The organism is bacterium SCSIO 12696, from assembly GCA_024397955.1.
In the GTDB taxonomy this organism is placed as follows: domain Bacteria; phylum Pseudomonadota; class Gammaproteobacteria; order Pseudomonadales; family Porticoccaceae; genus SCSIO-12696.
The window spans coordinates 1,132,900-1,154,109 of the sequence record CP073744.1 but is presented as its reverse complement, the minus strand read 5'-3'; the positions used below and the strand labels follow the sequence as shown (position 1 = coordinate 1,154,109).

Here is a 21,210-nt window from a genome sequence, read left to right as displayed (position 1 = left end):
AAGCTGTTAAGTGGAACTATGATTCAAAAATATTGTGCAATTCATTCAACTGTTTTTATGGTTGTTTGTCTTTTAGTCAATCTAACCATCACGACAGAATGGGGGGTTGGTATTGATAACTTTGAAAGTGTTATTACAAAAACTCTATTTGTTTTTGCACTAGTAGCTATTGTAGCTCCCTTATTTATTGTTACTTTTGGAATGCTATTCAATACAATTTCAAACAAAAAGTGGTTGTGGTTCTTTGCAATAGCGTTTATGCCACCAATTGCTTCAGTTTTGTACTATTTCTTAGCGTATGAAGAGAGTAGCCACTTAACCAGTAAAGGCAGCGGACGCCGCAAGCGTCGCCCGCTGCTTTAGGCGTTATGTGTAAGTAATGGAAAAAGTATATCTCTACGGTTTTAATGGTACTTACTCGGGAAAGTCAGCATACAACTGGGACTCTCCAGAGAAAGGAGCTAATCACGACGGTTTACTTTTTCTTCGACAAGCAAAAGAAGCTGTCGATTTCGAGGCTGCTACAAAGGAAATTAGTAACTTCGGGTTTGAAGGTGTTAACGGCTTAAAAGGTAATGGCTTAAAAGTTGAAGTCTTGAACTCTGATCTTCATAAGGGCTTTAGTGATTTTTACGAAGGTGCGCTTAAGGACGGTAGCTGTCTTGTATTCTACCCAAACACATAACAAGCCGGTCAAATTCACTCCGCTCCTAAGAGGCTGCGCGGGGTATTATGAGTTAAAAGGAGTTATTAGTTGACTGAGATATTAAGCTTTCTTAAACAGAATTCAGAAGCATTGATAGTAATATTTACTGCTGTTGTTACGCTCTCTACCGTCGTCTATGCAATCCTCACTGGGCTTCTCGTTTCCGAAACTAGAAAAATGAGGGAAGTACAAACGGAGCCAAAAATACATATCACAATCGACAGCTTTGAGTTTGCTGTTCATATAATTCGTCTAAATATCCAAAACATTGGATTCGGTCCCGCTAGTGATCTGCAATTTGAGCCAGCTGTTATAGAGGGCGGAGAGTCAGCAGAGAAGCTTCTTGGTGAGTTTACCGAGTCTAACTTCTTTAGAACAGGCCTTCGTCATTTTGGACCAGGCCAGAATATCTACTCTACCTATACCCAAACGACAGAAGATTTCGAAGGAAAATCATCTTCAATTTTGTCTTTCAAGCTTAGTTACAAAAGTGCGACGGGGAAAAAGTATACCGAAGAAATAGTACTGGATATGAGTGAACTTAAAGGCCGCTATCAACTAGGTAAGCCAAGTTTGTATGCCATCGCCCAGAGCATAGAAAAAATGCAAAAGGACATCGGCTATATCGTAAGCGGTTTCAAGCGTGTAAAAACAGACGTGTACTCCAGCGAAGACCGAAAGGTGGAAAGAGAAGAAATGGAAAAACGGTTTGCAGAGCAGAAGGCTCAGCGTGAAAACCCATAACAAGTTGCTGCAGGCGGATAAATTACTCGCTACGCTCGTAATTTTTCGGTGAGCAAGGCGTTATGCATAACACTAGAAGAATGAGATGAAAGATACTTTAATCGTTGTAGGGGTATGTTTGATGTGCGCAGCAGGTGCTGTATCAACTATCAAACTTATCGCTCTAAACCGCCTGCTAAATGCGGACTTTCCTGAACTTGCTAACTATTGGGGGTTAAGCAATAAAAAAATTCACCTGCTTGCTCGTTTACAAAGGTTGCGCACCTTTGCTACTGACTATTCATCCGGCGACCTGAAGCTCAATTCGTTGCTGCTTCAAATATCACGTATTCAATTATTTTTCTTTATCGGCTTAATGTTTGTCGTTGTCGGGGTAGTTTGGGGTGTTTTTTAAACAACAGATGCATAAGAAGTTACTCAAATTTACTCCGGCTACAAAAGCGCAGCCTCCGCGGGACGTCACACTTCGTGCGCCGCCCCTTAACAAGGTGTTGTGTATAAAGGAGCTGCTAAATACCTAGAAAAATATGGATAGCTCAGTAAGACAGGATAACAATAGAATTTACCAACCAATGGGATTTTAAGTTTCGCTCTAGGGGAGCTCTGGCAAGAAATTGAGAAATGGTTTCCGATATCAATAAAAGCATTAGAAGCTGTATTCAAGACAATACTGTAGGCAATTGTTCTGTTTTAAGTCCCTGAATGGAACTGACTATGAGGTAGAAATAAAGTTTTGGAGTAAGTGGCCAGGCTTCTTTTGGGGTTGCCATATTTTTGTTAACGGAAAGTTAATTGGAAGTGATGCAAATGCTAAGCTTATGTGCACATAACAAGCTTATTTTGGTCGCCTTTGCGGGGCCGGGGTGGCGTTCGCATTTCTCAGTCCACCCCAAATAAGGGCGTTAACTCTATGAAAAATACTAAACACTTTTTAATCCTAGCTTTATCAATAACCTTTTCACTAAGCTTATCTGCTGGTGAGCTAAAGAGGGTTCCTGAAAGATTTCAAGGAGTTTGGGCTCAGGATAAGAAAAATTGCGGAAAAATCACTGAAAGTTATTTCGAAATAACCGAATCCCAGAAAAAGGGGTGGGAAGGTTATGGTGATATAAAATTGATATACGTATATCAAAATACGGTGGCTTTTATATCGCTTTCATCAAGTGAAGGCTCTACTTGGCTAGATACTGATACATTTGAGCTTTCAAGCGATGAGCAAGTACTATTTAACAAACAGACTTATCCAAATGTTAAATATTTTAAGTGTCCAAAGAGTTGAGAGGTTGCAGCACAATGCTTCTATCGCAGTTCGGACGTCAAACCGCTACGCAGCTTTGCTGTCCGTGCGTAGGACGTTAAATTTCAGGGGGTAAAAAGGCCATGGAAATTTTCAAATCCAAGATTGATGCTTGGCTACTAGTGGTTTTAGTTGGAACAATTTTGGTTTGCTTGGCGGCGGCCTATATAACTGCGCTACAAGGTCAACTAATAAGTTATGCTTTAGCGCTATCTGTTGTAATAGGAGGCGCTGGGTTGCCAGTTTGGTTATTGCTGTCTACCAAATATGTTGTTTCAAACGACGAATTAAAAGTTTTCAGTGGCCCTTTCTCATGGATAATACCGATTACTTCGATTTCTTCGGTAAATGACACCCGAAGTTCTATATCAAGTCCGGCGCTCTCACTGGACCGCCTCGAGATTAAATATGGTCATGGAAAGGTAATTATGGTGTCTCCAAATGATAAAGTAAGATTCCGAGCAGTAATTGGGTATTGAAAAATTTAGCAAGCAGCATCAAAAATGCCCACTTTGTTCCGCTAGATGCACCTATCGGTGCGCCTTTTAGCTGGGCGTTAAATTTCCCCAATTTTGATAATCATTAACCTGAATAACAAAAACTATGAAAAAACGCCTATTTGTTAAGGGAATAATGTTAGCCGTTATCTTATTTGGTCTATTCCTCTACGCAACTTATCTTCGTACTGGACAAATGCCGGCACCCAATATCAACTCCAGTCAGTGGTTTGCTCAGGCATCAAAAAAGGTGTCTGAGGCTATCGAGTCGATTAAGGTCAAGACCAGCCAGTTGGCTGATGATGCGTCAGACACGCTTCAGGAGTCGGCGGAGAGCCTTCAGCAGAAGTCGGCAGAGAGCTTTCAGGTTATGGAGCTGGATATGCAAATTACGCCGCAAACCAGTAACCCGATTTACCGTTGGCGGGACGCTGAGGGCAATCTCTATTTCGGTGATCATCCCCCAGAAGGTGCACTGGAACTGACGCCAATTACGGATACTGAAACAGCCATCAGCTACTGAATCGGGGTTACGTTCGGAACCAATGGCTATCGCTTACTTCTAAATTTCTTTGGAGGTGGTATGCGACTTTCGTTGTGGCTCTATTTGGTGTTGTGGACGGGATGGGTGAGTGCGGTAGATGATTCTACGCTGTCTGTGGCGGGCAGTACGATCACCATCGCGATGCCGGATAGCGCTACCCAAGCTCAACGGCAAAAGATCGAACGTTGGATTCACCACGCCGCCGAATCTGCCGTAGCCCTTTATGGACGTTTGCCTGTTGAGGCGTTTTCTGTACACATCAGCTTTGCTCACCGCAGCTGGGAGCCGGTACCTTGGGGCCAGGTGACTCGCAGCCGAATACCGCGGGTGACATTCCACATTGATCCTCGTTTTCCCCTGTCTCGCTTTAAAGCAGATTGGACCGCAGTGCACGAATTCAGCCACTTGTTTCTGCCCTATCCGGGTGGACGTGGTATCTGGTTTTCCGAAGGGCTAGCCAGTTATTACCAGAATGTATTGATGGCACGAGCTGGCACCCACAGCCCCGAGCGTGCCTGGAAAAAACTGTACGCGGGGTTTCGCCGAGGCCGCGCCGATAGCAGCATGGCGCATTTGAGTTTAAGACGGGTGAGCCCGCTGATGTGGCGTACCGGCAGCTATATGCGGGTTTATTGGAGCGGTGCGGCGTATTTTCTGTCGGTGGACGTGGCATTGCGAACCCGGCCGGATAACCCCAGCTCTCTGGATCAAGCGTTAGAACGATTTCGCAGTTGTTGTATGGAAAAACGCCGGCATTGGAGTACGCGCGCTTTGATTCGTGAGTTGGATCGGCAGGTGGGTGGCGATGTGTTCTGGAGCCATTATCAGGTCGCGATATCCAGCAAAACAGTGCCGGATATCGCAGTGGCCAGTGCGCAGTTAGGTATTGAAGAAAAGGGCACACGGTTACGCTTTAACGAATCCGGTGCCCGGTTACGAAGGGGTATTATGACGCCTCAGTAGTCTGCTCGGCTTGGTCTTCGGTTTCAGAGTGGTCTTTTTTGGGAGACGCTTTTGCCAGGCAAATAAACCCGGCAATACCTGCAATCAGTGAGGCAATAATTACCCCGGCTTTGGCCAATACCAGGTCGCCAGCGGCGCCCTCAAATGCCAGTTCGGCAATGAATATCGACATGGTAAAACCAATACCCCCCAAGAAGCCGATTCCCACAATATGCAGGAAGTTACAGCCACTGGGTAGTTCACCCAATCCCAGTTTCCAACCCACCCAAGTGGCACCGGCAATACCGATTAGCTTGCCGACCAGCAGGCCGAGGGCAACCCCGAGAGTGATGTTGTTAAAGATTTCGGTTTCACCGGCGAATCCAGCCAACGGAATACCCGCGTTAGCCAGCGCAAAAATCGGGATCACAATGTAAGTCACCGGCAAGTGCAGTGAGGTTTCGATGCGTTGCAGCGGCGCCTCAGCCAGCCGAGCCCCATCGCCCAAAGCGCGTACATAGGCACGCATATGCTCGTTGCGAAGCGTATTTTCGCCCGGACGATAACTGCCATCAAAGCGACGAATCAGATCTTTTACCTGAGAGCTAAATGCCGCGGGGTTGTATTTCGGCTTGGCAGGTACTGCAAACGCGGTAATTACTCCGGCCAGGGTGGCGTGTACACCCGCCTCGTGCAGTTGTATCCACAAAGCTGCACCCACCACCAGGTAGGGCAGCGGACGGCGAATGCCCCACCAGTTGAGGAACCAAAGCAGTGCAACGCAGGCCAGGGAGAGCAGCAGTGCCATTTGATTGATGTCTTCGGTGTAGAACAGCGCGATAACGGCAATAGCGCCCAAGTCATCGACAATGGCCAGAGCCACCAAAAAGGCGATCAGGCTTTTTGGTACTCGCCCGCCAAGCAGCGCACAGGTGCCCACCGCAAAGGCGATGTCGGTGGCCATGGGAATGCCCCAGCCGTCCAGGCCTGGGCCTTCAGGGTTTAGGGACACATAGACCAAGGCGGGAAATACCATGCCGCCAATGGCAGCCAAAACCGGTAGGGTGGCTTGCCTGACACTGGATAGCTCGCCGACCAAAAAGCCACGTTTCAGCTCCAGGCCTACGTGGAAAAAGAAGAACGCCATGAGGCCGTCGTTCACCCAGTGATGAACGCTCATTTTCATGCCGCCATCACCGAAGGCAATGCCGGTTTTGGTGGCCAGTAGCTGGCTGTAGGGTACAAACCAATCGGTATTAGCGATAACCAACGCCAGAACAGCGCAAATCATCAGCAATACACCACTGGTGGTTTGGCGATGAATAAACTCTTCGAATGGCGTTAAAACCCGCTCGAAGGCTTGTTCCCATGGGGCGTTGTACACCCGGCCTTTGCGGGGTTTGGCATCGACAATCTGGTGATCTTCCATAAATTCTCCGAACGGGAAATTCAAATGGGCGTCTATCAAACACAAAAAATAGCTATGAGGTCAACATAACTTGCACTCTGTGGCGAAGCGGTTACTCTGCGTGCCTGAGCACGCTAATGAGGTAAGTCATGGGCTTTAAGGGTCAAACTACACCGCCACACGATCTTCCAGAGCCGCCGGTGGGCGTACTGCTGAATAACTTGGGAACGCCAGATGCACCCACTTCTGGCGCGTTGCGTCGCTACCTGAAGCAGTTTCTGAGTGACCCAAGAGTGGTGGAAATTCCCCGCTTGCTGTGGTGGCTTATCCTCAATCTGTTTATTTTGCCGCTGCGGCCGCGTTCATCCGCCAAACTCTACCAGCAGATATGGACAGAGGCGGGTTCGCCTCTGCTGGATATCTCCAAACGCCAAGCCGACGCCTTGCAGGCGTCATTAAACGAGCGCTGTGGTGAAAATCGGGTGAAGGTGGTGTTGGGGATGCGTTACGGCAACCCCTCTGTTGCTTCGGCTCTTGCGGAATTGGCCAAACACAATGTGCGCCGCCTGGTGGTATTGCCTCTTTACCCCCAATACAGTGGCAGTACCACGGGCTCAACCTTTGATGAAGTGAGCCGCCAGCTAAGTCGCTACCGCTGGGTGCCAGACTTTCACTTTATTGGTGGTTATCACAGCCATGAGGCCTACATCGATGCCCTGTGCCAGTCGATACAAGCCCATGTGCAAGAGCATGGCATGCCCCAGCGGCTGGTGTTTTCCTATCACGGCACTCCGCAGCGTTATTTGGAACAGGGTGATCCGTACTATTGCTTTTGCCTACAGACCACCCGGCTGGTGCGTGAACGGCTGGGCTATGACGAGTCGCAAATATTGACCACTTTCCAATCCCGGTTTGGCAAAGCCCCTTGGCTACAGCCCTATACTGATAAAACCTTGGAGTCTTTGCCGGAGCAGGGGATCACTGATGTGGCGGTGATCTGCCCGGGTTTTTCTTCGGACTGCCTGGAAACCCTGGAGGAGATAGAAGGCGAGAATTTTCACGCATTTATCACGGCTGGTGGCAAACAATTCCAATACATTCCCTGCCTCAACGACTCACCGGGGCATATCGAAATGATGGCCCGGTTGATTGAGGAGCGTTTATAGGAGAGCTGCTGTGAACACTGAGCAATTAAACCCCATACTCGTCGGTGTCAGTGCCTGCTTGGTCGGGCAGCCAGTGCGTTACAACGGTGGTCACAGCCAATCCAAACTTTGCCTGCATACTCTCAACGATTATTTCCAATTCAAACCGTTTTGCCCGGAAGTCGCTGCTGGCTTTGGGACTCCCAGGCCCACCATGCGTTTGGTGGGTGATCCCAAAAATCCGGAATTACAGTTATCTGATGGTTCAGAGAACCTGGCCCCCAAACTGATTGCCGGCTTCCAAAGCCAATTGCCAACGATGGCAGAGCTCGATGGCTATGTGCTGATGAAAAACTCTCCCAGCTGTGGTTTGGGGCGCATCAAGGTGTATCAGGGTAATGGGCACCCCAACGAACAGAAAAGTGCGGGGTTGTTTACCAAGGCGGTGCAAGCTCAGTGGCCGCTGTTGCCACTGGAAGAAGAGGGGCGTTTGAACGATGCTCAACTGCGGGAAAATTTTATCCTGCGAGTGTACACACACAGTGACTTTCGCCATCAAGTGCGCAGCGACCCCAGCTACCATAACTTGTTGCAGTTCCACAGCCGTTACAAGTATTTGGTGATGGCGCACAGCTACAGTGCTTACCGGGATATTGGCCGCATGCTGGCTCGTGGTAGTGAATTGCCTTTGCAGGACATGATTGAACGCTATGCACAGATGTTGTTTGACGCCCTTGCCAAACCGGCCCGGCGCAAAGGCCACGCCAATACGCTGTTACACATACTTGGCTACCTGAAAAAATCCGTACCTGGTCCCTTACGTCAGGACATCGCCGATGTGGTCAATAACTATCGCCGGGGCCAAGTGCCACTGGTGGCACCCATCACTTTGCTGCGTCACCATATTGAGCAGTACGGTTGTGATTACATTCGCTCCCAGCGTTATTTACAGCCCTACCCAGATGATTTGGCGCTGCGCAATCAGGTGTAATCCAGATGTCATCATTCTGTGAAAGCATTGCGCCTAAAAGAAGCTATTGTTGATAAAAATTGATTTTCTGTGTTTGTCTAATTCGCCTTGCCTGAATGTCGAGCTTGATGCTAACTTCTTGTACAGCATAATAAAATCAATGTATTTCTTAAAAATAAGGAACGTTTAAGATGAAAAAACAGGGAATTAAAAGTGTTTCTATTTTTCTGAGATTTTTTCTATTCTCTTTTGTATCTAATGTTTTGGCCTCATCGTCGACTGATCTATATATGCGTGTAGATGGAAATGATCTTAATGCTGGGACTCACTATAAATATGATGCAGTTAGAACGCTAAAGCGCGCTTTTGAACTAGCCAAGTCTGAATTTCAAAATGTCGATACTGTAAGAATATTAGTGCGCCCTGGGATATATTATGTTGGCAACGAAGGGGAATCTTCTGTTATTGATAGTGATTTTATTGCCGGATTGACAAACCCTGGGCGCAAGACACTCGTTATTCAAACTCATTATTTTTCCAGTCAACCGTTTGCCCGGGCAATATTCGATGGCAGGACCTCCCCTTTAGATTCGGATGGCTCTCAGTGTAGGCTATTCATTAGCATAGATGGTGCAGAGGCGTTACCTTCAAGTGATGGAAATGTCATTCCTCTTCCGGCTTTTCCTAAAGTTGTAGTAAGAGGGTTGGAGTTTCATTATATGAAAAACCCAATTCGGTTGCTGGGTAGCGGTTATCATGAAATCGTTGCTAATAGATTTGTTCGTATTGGCAATAAATATTCATGCAGTGGTAGCGCTTATGCTGCTTTAGGTGTCAGTTCTAGCTCAAATAATTTAATAATAGGAAATGATTTTCATCTGATTGAAAATTCAACAGGTGTCGAGGGACTGCATTCAATCTATATATCGAAGTCGTCAAGTTCTAACAGAATTTTAGGAAACAGCTTTTATAAGTTTTCTGGAACGGCAATTAAGTTGAGAGACTCCAGTGACGATAACGAAATTTCTTTTAACAAATTCTTTAACTCTACTATGGATTCCAGTAATCCAAAGCCTGCAATCCATGCGAATTTTGTTAGCCAGAGCTATGATGAATGCCCTACAGTTGGTAACTTAGCGAAAGCCAATCAGATGATATTTTCACCGCTCCCTTCTTTAGCTGATTCTGGAAGTGACAGATTGTGGGGATTGTGGAGTTCATTTTCTGGTTCTTATGACTGTCCAGGCAGGAATGAATCTGATGGTGTAGACCCGTGGAATCAAATAATTCATTTAGATGATCAAGGTGTTGAATATAATAGTGAATATGGTCCGGGAGAGAATAAACCGTATTTCATTCGAACCTATTACAGTGACAAGGGCTACAATTATAATCTGGTTCACCCTGGCGACTTTCGTACTTATCCGAATTTTGGCTTTTGCCCATCTAGTGGTATGTGCAAGATCGATAACGGATCATGCATTATGAATGGTGATGAAGTAGTTGGTTATATGTGCTCGGGTGGAAATTTAATAAAAAAATAGTAGTTGTATATTCGCCGTTGTTATCATCACGAATTTTTCGAAGTCGGAAAAATCTGTGAAAATTTTTCTTTGTCTGTGTGTAACAAAAAGATTATTTTTTAAATAGATAGTTTTTGTTTGGCTAAATTTTCTGTGAGCCACCATGAGTGATAAACAACTTTCCGATACCTTTGATTCGGTACTCAATCGCCGCCTGTCCCGTCGCAGTGCATTAAAAAGCCTTGCTAGTACTACGGCTGCAGTAGCCGGCAGCTCGGTAACACTGGGTCTTAGTGGCTGTGGCAGTAGTAATGGCAATAAAAGCGAGGCATTGGCGTTTAAAGAGTTGCCTCACGGCTACGATGCTACTCACCATGTAGCAGAGGGCTACAGTGCCGATGTACTGATTCGCTGGGGCGAACCGATTTTTGCCGACGCTCCCGATAACTTCAGCGGTGGCATACGGGATGCGGACAGCCAGCTACGGCAGTTTGGCTACAACAACGATTTTATCGGTTTTCAGCCGCTGCCCCTGGGTTCCAATAACAGTGACCACGGTTTGCTGTGTGTGAACCACGAGTACACCTCTTCTCACCTGATGTTTCCCGGTGTTAAAAAAGGCGATACCCAACGTCATGCCAGCCGTGAGCAAGTGGATATTGAAATGGCCGCCCACGGCCACTCTGTCATCGAAATCAAAAAGGTAGATGGCCAGTGGCAGGTAGTTAAAGACAGCCCCTACAACCGTCGCATTAGCGCCCATACCGAGATGGAAATGACTGGCCCTGCTGCAGGCCACCGGCGTTTGCAAACCAGTGCCGACCCCACCGGGAGAAAGGTCTATGGCACTTTAGGCAACTGCGCCGGGGGTGTTACCCCTTGGGGCACCATCTTGATTGCCGAAGAAAACTTTCAGAGCTACTTCGATGGTGATCAGGTGGTCGCCGACAGCCTGGCACCAGGGGAGCGACGCAATTACGGTACCTTTGGCGCTGGCTACTACCAAGTGGTGAACAACGACCCGGATCTTACCGATGAAGAGCGGGCCAACCAGGTGCCAGAGATAAAAGGTGAGCGGGCATTTTACCGTTGGGCGGATTACCACGATCGTTTTAATATCGAAAAAGAGCCCAGAGAATTTAACCGCTTTGGCTGGATGGTGGAGCTGGATCCTTACGACCCCAATTCCATGCCCAAAAAGCGCACCGCCCTGGGGCGTTTTAGCCATGAAGGTGCCACTATCGTCGCGGAACACGGTAAGCCGGTGGTGGCTTACTCGGGCGATGATGGTAAAAATCAGTGCATTTTTAAATTTGTTTCCACCGGCAAATACGACAAAAACAACCGTCAGGCAAACCTGGATTTGTTGGCGGAAGGGGAGTTGTATGCCGCCAAATTTCACCCCAATGGGGTTGGCGAGTGGATCAAAATTGAATTGCAGGAAAGTGGCTGGGCGTCTCCCGCCTTTACCAAACTCCAGGATCAGGGCGAGGCGCTGATTGAAGCCCGTTTTCTGGCACGCTTGTTGGGGGCAACCCCCATGGATCGCCCAGAAGATATTGAAACCGACCCGGTGACCGGGCGCACCTACGCCATGCTGACCAACAACAGTGCGCGCACGTTGGAAAATACCGATCCGGCCAACCCTCGCGCGGACAATCGCTGGGGGCAAATTGTAGAGATTCTGCCCCCGGGAATTGATGGCAGCCGGGATCACTTGGCAAATCACTTTCAGTGGGAACTGTTTTTGCTCGCCGGTGACCCTGATCACCCAGACAGCTCAAAACGTGGCCGCTACCACCACAAAGTAAGCCAGGATGGTTGGTTTGCCAACCCAGATAACGTTGCTTTTGACCCAACCGGGCGGATGTGGGTAAGTACCGACGGCTTCCCCAAAAACCTGAGCGCTGAAGGCGCCAAAGCGCCAGTGCATGACGGCGTCTGGGCTTGCGAAACCACGGGAGAGCAGCGGGCGTTAACACGTCACTTTTTTGGTTGCCCAAGAGGTGCGGAAGCTTGTGGGCCCTGTTTTACGCCGGATGGGGAAACTTTTTTTGTGGCAGTGCAGCACCCCGGGGATACGCCTGGCGCCACTTACAGCAACCCCGGCACTCGTTGGCCTGATTTCGACCCCACAAACCCGCCTCGGCCATCGGTGGTGGTGATTACGAAGCATGGAGGAGGGAAGATTGGCGGCTGAGCGCTGTCGTTTCCTTCCTTGATGCGGATACTCTAAAACTCCGGTGATCCCTCGGTAATTCCCAGCTGTAGCGGCCTACATACAGCCTCTACTTACAAACCTATTCCACAACACGGCCCCTCAATCTGGGGGGGGGTGTCTGGTGGGCCTTTCGGGGTAAACGCCAATCGTCTTTATCGCAATTATGATATGTTATATCATAATTCTCTTATGTGAGTTGAGATCCTGCTCTTCAGGCTCTTTCCTATTTACTTCTAAGTTTGTTTCGCTTTTTAGAGAACGTTTATGAGCGCACTTGCCATTCAACACAATGACCCAGCTCCAGTTGTAGCGACACGCCGTGCTATTGAGGGCGTTGAGCCAACAGTGCTGGCTGATATTTATCAGAGCGATGCCAATATGGTCATCTGGCAACGTGGTGCTATCGATGAGCTGGCCCAAGCCGCTGACTGCATTCTTGAAAAGTATCCGAACCTGCAAGCGTCGCTAACTGTGGCGCCGCAAAGTGCTTGTGCAGCAGTCAGTGAGGCATTGGGTGCCACGGAGGTGGCGCTGGCGCTCAGCGAAGATATCGCGCAACTGGTTGATATGTTTTGCTGCCTGTTTGACCTCAAACGGGCTGGGGTGAGATTGACTGCCCTTGATCGCGCTATGTGCCCGCGCTTTCACGTAGACCGAGTGCCTTGCCGTTTGGTAACCACCTATAGGGGTGTCGCCACTCAGTGGCTTCCTCACCACTTTGTGGATCGCAGTAAGTTAGGCGCTGGCAGTCAGGGAAAACCGGATGAAGAGTCTGGGTTGTTCGACCGGGCAACCGATATCCAGCAGCTTAATCAAGGGAGCGTCGCCTTACTTAAAGGTGAGCTTTGGGAAGGCAATGAAAATGCGGGCCTGGTGCACCGTTCGCCCGCTATTAAATCCGAACAACGGCGACTGTTGTTAACGCTGGACTTTATCGGCTGATCACCTGCCCGGACTGCTTTTTAAGCGCTAACAGAAAAATAAGAAAACACTAAAATAAAACCTGGGGGTCGTGCATGGGTGACAATGAAATTGTTTTGCTGTTTGATGAGTGGAATAGTGCGCTACAAACTGGCAACCCGGAAAAAGTAGTCCCTTTTTATGACGCTGAGGCTATTTTACTCCCAACTATTTCCGATAAGGTGCGCCACAATCACAAAGAAATTCAGGATTACTTTGTGGATTTTCTTAAAATGGGCCCTAAAGGCAAAATTGACGAATCGAATGTGCGAACGTTTGGTCAAATTGCCATCCATTCCGGTGTTTATACCTTTACCTTTAATAATGCTACCACTGCGCAGGCACGGTTCAGTTTTGTGTATCGATGGAACGGTAAGCGCTGGATGATTGTGGAGCATCATTCATCAAGAATGCCTGAATCACAGTAAATTCAGAGTTTTATTCATCCCTGATTACATGGATGATCAGTTCGGGAATTAATTGCGTAACACTTCTACTGGCCCGTGATCATCGCAATGCCCATTGTGCACATGGTGTAAGCGGCCATCGACAATGTAATCCATGTGGTCGCCGTGTGGAATTGCCTCATGACCGCAACCGGGGCCGTGGACATGGTCACCGCAGGTGTGCACAGGAGCACACTTGTCAGGATTAGTTGCGCTGACTTCGATGGTGTGTTCGTCGTAGTGGTCTTCGTGAGGGTAGTGCAGGTGGCCATCGTGAAGATAGTCAGTGTGGTCACCGTGGCGAATGGCAGTGTGGCCGCAATCTGGGCCGTGGGTGTGTTTTGGGTGTGAGGACGTTTTCGAACAGGGCATAACCATTCCTCCTGAGTATTTTGGAACGCTCCCTATTTATTCTAGACGACAGAACCTGAAAGTGCCTGCGAATCATCGATACAGGCAAATAGCTGCTCTTCCCATTGCTCAGAAATCTCACTGGCAATAATTTCGATGCGACTTTCCAAGCAGTCATTCAGTTCAATTTCGGTCAGTGCATCGTTGGTCAGGTTGTAACCGTACACACCACTCTCGGTGATAAACACGGCTTTTACTCTTTCGGCAACGATGCCGCTTAAAAACAAAACCAACTTGTCTCGACAAAAAGTTTTTGCAGGGTCAAAACGCCAACCGACACTGTGAAAACCTTCTCCTTGATTGACGGCCTTAATAAACCCATCGCTGGGTATGATGTCCTCGCTTGGGGTGCTGCTACTGAGTTCTTTAAGGTGTTGATGTTGGTGACCAGCTTTTGTGGAAACAGGGATAAGTCCATCCAGCACATCGGTGGACAATTTGCCCTGTTCCGTGAAAATAATTTCCACACCTTTTGCCGCTGTCGATTTGGCATAGGCTCTCAGTTGCGCTTCATCCCCAGGCTGATACAAATCTTGTTTGTTGCCCACAATAACGTTGGCGATGGCAATTTGTTGATTGAATGTGGCGTGCTCTGTATAGCGTGAATCATTTAGTTTGCGCGCATCAACCAGAGTGATGATTTTTTGAATCGCAAGAACATCCTGGTAATGGTCTGCGGTTAACGCTTCCAGTACTTCGAGAGGGTGACCAAGCCCGGTGGGTTCAATCAATAAACGATGTGGCTTTGCACGGGTGAGCAATTGGTTGAGAGCAATCTGCATCGGCAGACCCGCCGTACAGCACATGCAGCCACCAGGAACCTCACGGATATACACCTCTTGATCTTCACTGTGCTTGCCTTCAAACAGGCTGCCATCAACGCCTATTTCGCCAAATTCATTGACCAACACTGCCCAGCGCTCATTGTCTGGTTTTGACTTCAACAGATGCATGATGGCTGACGTTTTTCCAACGCCCAAAAAACCAGTAATGATGTTGGTGGGAACGACAGTGATTCTTTGTGTGGGGCTGTTCATCGATAAAGTCTTAAGTAGCCTTGTTGCTACAAGTGTTGCCGAGTATTGAGGTAGGTCTTGTTCGAGAGGTAAAACAGTGTGCTTAACAGTGAATGATACTTTATATCATTTGAGGGTCAAAAGAAAAGTGCTTTGTGGGTAACGATATTTGAGCCTATGCTTTACCGTCGCTTGCGAGAACATTGCTAATGTCCACGACGATAAACTGGGAATATAAAGGCCTCCATGAAAAAGCATAAAAAATATCTTCTTTTGGCGTCTGTGATAGGGGTTATTTGTTTCGGTATGTACCAAGCAACAAAAAAGCGTGTCATGGTTCACCCGACAGAGCCTATGGTTTTAAGTCTGCCATCGGCCTTTTCTATCTGTGCACGCTCATTTGGGCTGATGTACGCAACAGATGGGGATCCATCTTATTGGTTTCCGGACGATTGTGTTCAAACCAGCCTGGGCAGTTTGCAAAAAGAGCCCCAAGAAATTCGTGAGGTTACGCTGCACATTAAGAGGCAAAGCAGCGAGTTTGCAACTTGGGCACCAGACTGGGGTGTTAAAACCAAACTAGTTGCCGGTATTGAAGTGCTGTTTTTTGAAACGTCAAAAGTCAATGAGATCGGTGCCCCCCTGTCGCGCCGCTCACTGTCTATAGAGTTCGAGGCTGAGGATGGGTGGGTTCAATTTCTTGCCGATGGTGTCAGCGAAGACGGGCAAGTTGCAGATTTATCCTTTGCTTGGGAGGCTTTTGAAACTTACGTTAAGCAATATCATGCTGCGGATTAAAAAGTCATCCTTTTGCATATCAAAGAATTCATGGCATAAAAAAAAGACCCAAATATCGTTAAGTTTTTGATATCTGGGTCTTCTTCGTATGTCCTTCGATGTTGCTGGACGTATGTGTGGTACCAGAGGCCGGACTTGAACCGGCACGCCCGTGAAGGCAACGGATTTTGAATCCGTCGTGTCTACCAATTTCACCACTCTGGCACAGGCGGGGGATTATAGCAGCGGCACTTGTGTCGTCAATGGAAAAAATTGCCACTTTCCGCTACCCTTGCGGCCCTTTTTACAACCTGACGGTACCATGCGCCGAGATCAGTTTCACTACCACTTGCCGGATGAGCTAATTGCCCGTCAGCCCGCTGCCGAAAGACGCGGTAGCCGCCTGTTGTGCCTGGATGGTGTTAGCGGAGAATTGGCCCACCGGCAGTTCCCAGATATTGTGGATCAGCTAAACCCCGGTGACTTGCTGGTGTTTAACAACACCAAAGTGATTCCGGCACGATTGTTTGGCCATAAAGAGAGTGGTGGCAAGGTAGAGGTACTGGTGGAGCGTCTGCTGGACGACCGCCGTTTGCTGGCCCATGTGCGCGCCAGCAAATCTCCAAAGCCAGGTACGCGGTTGTTGTTTGATGGTGATGCCAGTGCGCAGATGTTGGGCCGTCAGGGTGAGCTGTTTGAATTGGAGTTCACTGGTGACAGTAGCGCCCTTGAGGTGCTGGAAAGTATTGGCCATATGCCACTGCCGCCCTATATCGACCGTGACGATACCCATGACGATCGCGAGCGCTACCAGACTGTGTATGCGCAAACCCCCGGTGCGGTCGCGGCACCCACGGCGGGGCTGCACTTTGATGATGAATTACTGCAGCAGCTCAAAGCCAAAGGGGTTGAGCTGGCGTTTGTGACCCTGCATGTAGGGGCGGGCACTTTCCAGCCGGTGCGGGCGGATAATATTGCCGACCATCATATGCACGCGGAAGTCGTCGAGGTGACGGCGCAGGTGTGCCAGCAAGTGCACGATACCAAGGCTCGGGGTGGCAGAGTGATTGCAGTGGGCACCACCAGTGTCCGCTGCCTGGAGTCAGCCGCGGCCAGCGGTGCCATTGAGCCCTCCAGCGGTGCCATTGAGCCCTACAGTGGCGATACCGATATTTTTATCTATCCAGGGTATGAGTACCGGGTAGTAGACGCACTGCTGACCAATTTCCACTTACCGGAATCCACCTTGATTATGCTGGTCAGCGCGTTTGCCGGGTATCGCCATACCATGAATGCCTATCAACAGGCGGTGGCACAACAATATCGGTTTTTTAGTTATGGGGATGCGATGTTGATTACCCGTAACCCGGATGCGCCAAAAGAAGATATATAGAGTAGCCTGGATGTAGCGTAGCGGAACCCGGGAGAACGGTGGCTACAAATGCGGCCCCGTGTTTCGCTGAGCTGCATCCGGGCTAAGGGATAATTGGAGAAAAATTTTGACCCGCCAATGCTTTATGAAATTTGAGCTGGATACCAGCGACGGACAGGCTCGCCGAGGCCGTATGCAGTTCCCTCGCGGCACGGTAGAGACCCCGGCTTTTATGCCCGTAGGCACCTATGGCACCGTTAAAGGCATGCTGCCCCGGGACATCGAGGCCACTGGCGCGCAAATTGTGTTGGGCAATACCTTTCACTTGATGTTGCGTCCCGGTACCGAAGTGGTGCAGCAGCACGGCGACCTCCACGACTTTATGCAATGGCGGAAGCCAATTCTGACGGATTCCGGCGGTTTTCAGGTGTTTAGCCTGGGCAAGCTGCGCAAGATTACCGAGGAGGGGGTGACCTTTCAGTCTCCGGTCAACGGCGACAAAATTTTTCTCGACCCGGAAAAGTCCATTCAGGTACAGCGGGAGCTGGGCTCAGATATCGTGATGATTTTTGACGAGTGCACTCCGTACCCAGCGACGGAAAAGGAGGCCCGCGATTCCATGGAGTTGTCATTGCGCTGGGCTCAGCGCAGTAAACAGGCCCATGGTGACAGCCCGTCGGCCTTGTTTGGCATTATCCAGGGCGGTATGTACAACGACTTGCGTCAGCAGTCACTGGATGGCCTGACCAAAATCGACTTCGACGGTTACGCCATCGGTGGTTTGTCGGTTGGCGAGCCCAAAGACGAGATGCTAAAGGTGCTGGATGGCCTTACGGCCCATATGCCGGAACATAAACCCCGTTACTTGATGGGGGTGGGCAAACCCCAGGACATTGTCGAAGCGGTGCGCCGGGGTGTGGATATGTTCGACTGTGTGATGCCCACCCGCAATGCTCGCAATGGCCACTACTTTACCAGCCAGGGTGTGTTGAAAATTCGCAACGCCAAAAACAAAACCGATACCGGCCCCATTGACCCTAACTGCGATTGCTATACCTGCCAAAATTTCAGTCGCAGCTATATGCACCATTTGGACAAGTGTGGGGAAATTTTGGGGCCGCAATTGGCCACTATCCATAACATTCACTACTACCAAACCCTGATGCAGGGGTTAAGGGACGCCATTGCTGCGGGCGAATTGGACGCCTTTGTGGATGATTTTTACGCCACTACCGGCTACGGGCGCCCAGATAATCATCAGCAGCCCTTGAAAAGCCACCAATAGCCCGCACCTTGCACTATAATTCGGCGCTTTGTCTTTAAGGCCCGTTGTCATCGTGCCATGTGCACATGGCAACTGGCTTTTACACAGGAAGAAAAATGAACCGCTACCCATTTTGGAAGTACTTGCTGATCCTGGTGATTGCCGGACTCGGTATTCTTTACTCCCTGCCCAATCTTTACCCGCCAGACCCGGCGATTCAGATATCCGGCCAGAAAAGCAATATGACCATGGATCAGTCGATCCTGGATCGTGCTGAAGCCGCTTTGAGCGATGCCGGTATTACCACTCTGGGCGGTGAGGTCAACGAGCGCAATGTGCTATTGCGCCTGCAACAGGACGATGAGCAGCTGGCGGCCAGGGATGTGATTAAGAACGCCTTGGGCGATGAGTACATCGCTGCACTGAACCGCGCCTCCAACACGCCGGAGTGGTTGGCCAACCTCGGTGGCGAACCGATGAAATTGGGTTTGGACTTGAGCGGTGGTATTCATTTCTTGCTGCAAGTGGACACCAGTGACCGCCTGCAACAAGAGGTAGAAACCCAGATTTCCAGCCTCAAGGAAAAGCTGCGTGAGGAGCAGATTCGCGGTGTGCGTATCACCATGGATAGCCCCGAGAGCATCACCGCCACCAGTCGCGATGAAGAAACTCGCAGTAAACTCAAACAGCTGGTGCGTTCCAGCGAATTTCGCGCATTTGCGTTCCCGGAGAACCGGGTGGAAGAAGAGCAGGATGGTTTATACCTGCTGCGTTTGCAAGCCAGTGACAGCTGGGTGAAAGAGCGCGTCGACAGCTGGGTAAAGCAGAACCTGCAATCCCTGCGCAAGCGAGTCAACGAGCTGGGGGTGTCGGAACCCATTGTTCAGCGCCAGGGTAAAGATCGCATTATGGTGCAGCTGCCCGGTATTCAGGACACCGCCGAAGCCCAGCGCATTATCAACAAAACCGCTACTCTGGAATTCCGTCTCGAAGCTCGCGGCAGTGGCCAGACTTACCCTTTCAAAAGTGAGCCCGGCCGCAATGCCACTCTGGAACGCAGCCCAATCACCACCGGTGAAGCGGTGATTGATGCGACTTCAGGCCTCGATGAAAACGGTGGCCCCATGGTCAGTATTCGCCTCAATACCGAAGGTGGTGCGGCGATGGGGGCGACCACCCTCAAGAATGTTGGCCACCCCATGGCCATCCTGTTTGTGGAACAAAATTCCAAAATTGTAAAGAGTCGGGATGCGGACGGTAACGAAATCGACGTTATCGAAACCACCGAAACCAAAGAAATCATCAGCAAGGCTGTTATTCGCGGGGTGTTTGGCAAGAGCTTCCAGATTACTGGTCTCGATAGTTTGCAGGAAGCCCGTGAGTTGGCATTGCTGTTGCGCGCCGGTGCTTTGGCAGCGCCCATGGTAATTGTAGAAAGTCGCACTATTGGCCCGTCACTCGGTGCCGAGAACATCAAACTGGGGGTGACCTCGGTACAGCTGGGCTTGGCATTGGTACTGTTGTTTATGCTGGTGTTCTACAAGGTGTTTGGCATTGTGGCCAATATCGCACTGGCCATGAACCTGGTGATTCTGGTAGCCGCCATGTCATTGTTTGGTGCCATTCTGACCTTGCCCGGTATTGCCGGTATCGTGCTCACTGTGGGCATGGCGGTGGATGCCAATGTGCTGATTTTCTCGCGCATCAAAGAGGAACTGAAAAACGGGCTGTCGCCGCAACAGGCGATTTCTGCAGGCTACGACCGCGCTTTTGTGTCCATTTTTGATGCCAACATCACCACCTTGATTGTGGCGCTGATCCTGTTCCTGATTGGCTCCGGCCCGGTGAAAGGCTTTGCGGTTACTTTGTCTATCGGCATTGTTACCTCCATGTTTACCTCCATTATGGGCACTCGTGCCTTGGTAAACCTGATTTACGGCAGCCGCCCGAAAGTGAAAAAACTCTTTATTTAAAGGTGTTCCGATGAGTGAACAACACGAACAAGAAAACGCCCCGCGCCTGGACAAAGTGATTAACTTTATGGGCCAGCGCCGCAAGGCGACCCTGTTATCGTTGCTGCTGGTTATTGGCTCTATTGTGTCGCTGACCATCAATGGCATCCAGGCCGGTTTGGACTTTACCGGTGGTGTACAGGTGGAAGTGGGTTATGAGCAAACCGCCGACCTGGAGAAAATTCGCGGCCAGCTGAGCGATGCTGGCTTTAGCCCGGTGGTTCAGTATTACGGCTCGGAAACCGAAGTGATTATCCGCATGCAGGAAAATGCGGCGGCGCTGCCCATCGACCCGGTGACGGAAAAGCCCAAAACCGTGAATGATTACGTGGAAGAAACTCTGCGTGCCGATGGTGATCAACTGGAAATCAAACAATTTCAGGTCATCGGTTCGGTCATTGGTGAAGAACTGCGCGACGACGGTGGCATTGGCATGCTGGCGGCACTGGCCATTGTGATGATCTACGTGGCGATTCGCTTCCAGTTTAAATTCTCTCTGGGTGCAGTGGCCGCCTTGATTCACGATGTGGTGATTGTGCTGGGCTTTTTCTCCGTCTTTAAGCTGGAGTTTGACCTCACAGTATTGGCCGCGGTACTGGCGGTGATTGGTTACTCGCTGAATGACACCATTGTGGTCTCTGACCGGATTCGTGAGAACTTTCGCCTGCTGCGCAAAGCGTCGCCGGTGGATGTGATTAATGAGTCCCTTACCCAGACATTGGGCCGTACTTTAATTACCTCCTTAACCACCTTGCTGGTGTTGGCAGCCCTGTTCTTTGTGGGCGGCGAGATGATTCACAATTTCTCCATCGCCCTGATGGTCGGTGTACTGGTGGGTACCTACTCATCTATTTATGTGGCCGCCAATATCCTGCTGGCCATGCACATCGACCGCGAAGACCTGATGCCCTCGCAGAAAGAGGGTGAACTGGTGGATGACCTGCCGTAGCAACAA

The 21,210-nt window shown here is 49.5% G+C and carries 22 protein-coding genes and 1 tRNA gene; 19 read left to right on the top strand and 4 right to left on the bottom strand.

Annotation, left to right across the window (positions count from 1 at the left end; genetic code table 11):
• Nucleotides 1-18 precede the first annotated feature (18 nt).
• From KFE80_05325 to KFE80_05290, 8 genes are all read left to right on the top strand, one after another.
• A complete protein-coding gene (locus KFE80_05325; protein ID UTW46307.1) occupies nucleotides 19-363 on the top strand; it encodes a hypothetical protein in 345 nt (114 codons plus the stop codon).
• A gap of 16 nt (nucleotides 364-379) precedes the next feature.
• Entirely contained in the window at nucleotides 380-685 is a 306-nt protein-coding gene (locus tag KFE80_05320; GenBank protein UTW46306.1) for a hypothetical protein, read from the top strand.
• Nucleotides 686-754: 69 nt separating this feature from the next.
• Nucleotides 755-1,450, top strand: coding sequence for a hypothetical protein (locus KFE80_05315; GenBank protein UTW46305.1), 696 nt, complete (start codon nucleotides 755-757; stop codon nucleotides 1,448-1,450).
• Between the two features lie 85 nt (nucleotides 1,451-1,535).
• Complete coding sequence (locus KFE80_05310) at nucleotides 1,536-1,844, top strand: hypothetical protein (protein ID UTW46304.1); 309 nt, start codon at nucleotides 1,536-1,538, stop codon at nucleotides 1,842-1,844.
• A gap of 516 nt (nucleotides 1,845-2,360) precedes the next feature.
• Nucleotides 2,361-2,729, top strand: coding sequence for a hypothetical protein (locus KFE80_05305; protein ID UTW46303.1), 369 nt, complete (start codon nucleotides 2,361-2,363; stop codon nucleotides 2,727-2,729).
• A gap of 101 nt (nucleotides 2,730-2,830) precedes the next feature.
• A complete protein-coding gene (locus tag KFE80_05300; GenBank protein ID UTW46302.1) occupies nucleotides 2,831-3,226 on the top strand; it encodes a PH domain-containing protein in 396 nt (131 codons plus the stop codon).
• A 214-nt stretch (nucleotides 3,227-3,440) separates the two neighbouring features.
• The gene (locus KFE80_05295; GenBank protein UTW46301.1) at nucleotides 3,441-3,767 is read left to right on the top strand and encodes a DUF4124 domain-containing protein; all 327 of its coding nucleotides are present in this window, start codon (nucleotides 3,441-3,443) and stop codon (nucleotides 3,765-3,767) included.
• Between the two features lie 60 nt (nucleotides 3,768-3,827).
• Entirely contained in the window at nucleotides 3,828-4,751 is a 924-nt protein-coding gene (locus tag KFE80_05290) for a hypothetical protein (GenBank protein UTW46300.1), read from the top strand.
• On the opposite strand, the gene nhaA is transcribed toward KFE80_05290, so the two are convergent.
• Nucleotides 4,735-6,159 carry a Na+/H+ antiporter NhaA gene (gene nhaA, locus KFE80_05285; GenBank protein UTW46299.1) on the bottom strand — a complete coding sequence of 475 codons (1,425 nt, stop codon included), beginning with the start codon at nucleotides 6,157-6,159 and terminating at the stop codon, nucleotides 4,735-4,737. The two genes, KFE80_05290 and nhaA, sit on opposite strands and share 17 nt — an antisense overlap.
• A 128-nt stretch (nucleotides 6,160-6,287) precedes the next feature.
• Here nhaA and KFE80_05280 point away from each other — a divergent pair, with 128 nt between their 5' ends.
• The 6 genes from KFE80_05280 (at nucleotide 6,288) to KFE80_05255 (ending at nucleotide 13,385) form a co-directional block, all read left to right on the top strand.
• Nucleotides 6,288-7,304, top strand: a complete 1,017-nt coding sequence (locus KFE80_05280) for a ferrochelatase (protein UTW46298.1) — start codon at nucleotides 6,288-6,290, stop codon at nucleotides 7,302-7,304.
• 10 nt (nucleotides 7,305-7,314) lie between these two features.
• Nucleotides 7,315-8,274 carry a DUF1722 domain-containing protein gene (locus KFE80_05275; GenBank protein ID UTW46297.1) on the top strand — a complete coding sequence of 320 codons (960 nt, stop codon included), beginning with the start codon at nucleotides 7,315-7,317 and terminating at the stop codon, nucleotides 8,272-8,274.
• Nucleotides 8,275-8,444: 170 nt separating this feature from the next.
• Nucleotides 8,445-9,797, top strand: coding sequence for a right-handed parallel beta-helix repeat-containing protein (locus tag KFE80_05270; protein ID UTW46296.1), 1,353 nt, complete (start codon nucleotides 8,445-8,447; stop codon nucleotides 9,795-9,797).
• A gap of 142 nt (nucleotides 9,798-9,939) precedes the next feature.
• Nucleotides 9,940-11,976, top strand: coding sequence for a PhoX family phosphatase (locus KFE80_05265; protein UTW46295.1), 2,037 nt, complete (start codon nucleotides 9,940-9,942; stop codon nucleotides 11,974-11,976).
• Between the two features lie 285 nt (nucleotides 11,977-12,261).
• The gene (locus KFE80_05260) at nucleotides 12,262-12,939 is read left to right on the top strand and encodes a DUF1826 domain-containing protein (GenBank protein ID UTW46294.1); all 678 of its coding nucleotides are present in this window, start codon (nucleotides 12,262-12,264) and stop codon (nucleotides 12,937-12,939) included.
• 74 nt (nucleotides 12,940-13,013) lie between these two features.
• Nucleotides 13,014-13,385 (top strand): SgcJ/EcaC family oxidoreductase, encoded by a 372-nt coding sequence (locus tag KFE80_05255; protein ID UTW46293.1) that lies wholly within the window; start codon nucleotides 13,014-13,016, stop codon nucleotides 13,383-13,385.
• A gap of 48 nt (nucleotides 13,386-13,433) precedes the next feature.
• On the opposite strand, the gene KFE80_05250 is transcribed toward KFE80_05255, so the two are convergent.
• On the bottom strand, nucleotides 13,434-13,775 hold the full coding sequence (locus tag KFE80_05250; protein UTW46292.1) for a hypothetical protein: 342 nt from the start codon (nucleotides 13,773-13,775) through the stop codon (nucleotides 13,434-13,436).
• Nucleotides 13,776-13,816: 41 nt separating this feature from the next.
• Nucleotides 13,817-14,851, bottom strand: a complete 1,035-nt coding sequence (locus tag KFE80_05245; GenBank protein ID UTW46291.1) for a GTP-binding protein — start codon at nucleotides 14,849-14,851, stop codon at nucleotides 13,817-13,819.
• Between the two features lie 225 nt (nucleotides 14,852-15,076).
• Between KFE80_05245 and KFE80_05240 the strand changes: the two genes are divergently transcribed.
• Nucleotides 15,077-15,628 carry a hypothetical protein gene (locus KFE80_05240; protein UTW46290.1) on the top strand — a complete coding sequence of 184 codons (552 nt, stop codon included), beginning with the start codon at nucleotides 15,077-15,079 and terminating at the stop codon, nucleotides 15,626-15,628.
• 117 nt (nucleotides 15,629-15,745) lie between these two features.
• On the opposite strand, the gene KFE80_05235 is transcribed toward KFE80_05240, so the two are convergent.
• A tRNA-Leu gene (locus tag KFE80_05235) sits at nucleotides 15,746-15,832 on the bottom strand.
• A 97-nt stretch (nucleotides 15,833-15,929) separates the two neighbouring features.
• On the opposite strand from KFE80_05235, the gene queA reads away from it, so the two are divergent.
• The 4 genes from queA (at nucleotide 15,930) to secF (ending at nucleotide 21,204) form a co-directional block, all read left to right on the top strand.
• The gene (gene queA, locus KFE80_05230) at nucleotides 15,930-17,000 is read left to right on the top strand and encodes a tRNA preQ1(34) S-adenosylmethionine ribosyltransferase-isomerase QueA (protein UTW46639.1); all 1,071 of its coding nucleotides are present in this window, start codon (nucleotides 15,930-15,932) and stop codon (nucleotides 16,998-17,000) included.
• 124 nt (nucleotides 17,001-17,124) lie between these two features.
• Complete coding sequence (gene tgt / locus KFE80_05225) at nucleotides 17,125-18,264, top strand: tRNA guanosine(34) transglycosylase Tgt (protein ID UTW46638.1); 1,140 nt, start codon at nucleotides 17,125-17,127, stop codon at nucleotides 18,262-18,264.
• A gap of 95 nt (nucleotides 18,265-18,359) precedes the next feature.
• A complete protein-coding gene (gene secD / locus KFE80_05220; protein UTW46289.1) occupies nucleotides 18,360-20,216 on the top strand; it encodes a protein translocase subunit SecD in 1,857 nt (618 codons plus the stop codon).
• 10 nt (nucleotides 20,217-20,226) lie between these two features.
• Nucleotides 20,227-21,204 (top strand): protein translocase subunit SecF, encoded by a 978-nt coding sequence (gene secF, locus KFE80_05215; GenBank protein UTW46288.1) that lies wholly within the window; start codon nucleotides 20,227-20,229, stop codon nucleotides 21,202-21,204.
• The last annotated feature ends 6 nt before the right edge of the window (nucleotides 21,205-21,210 follow it).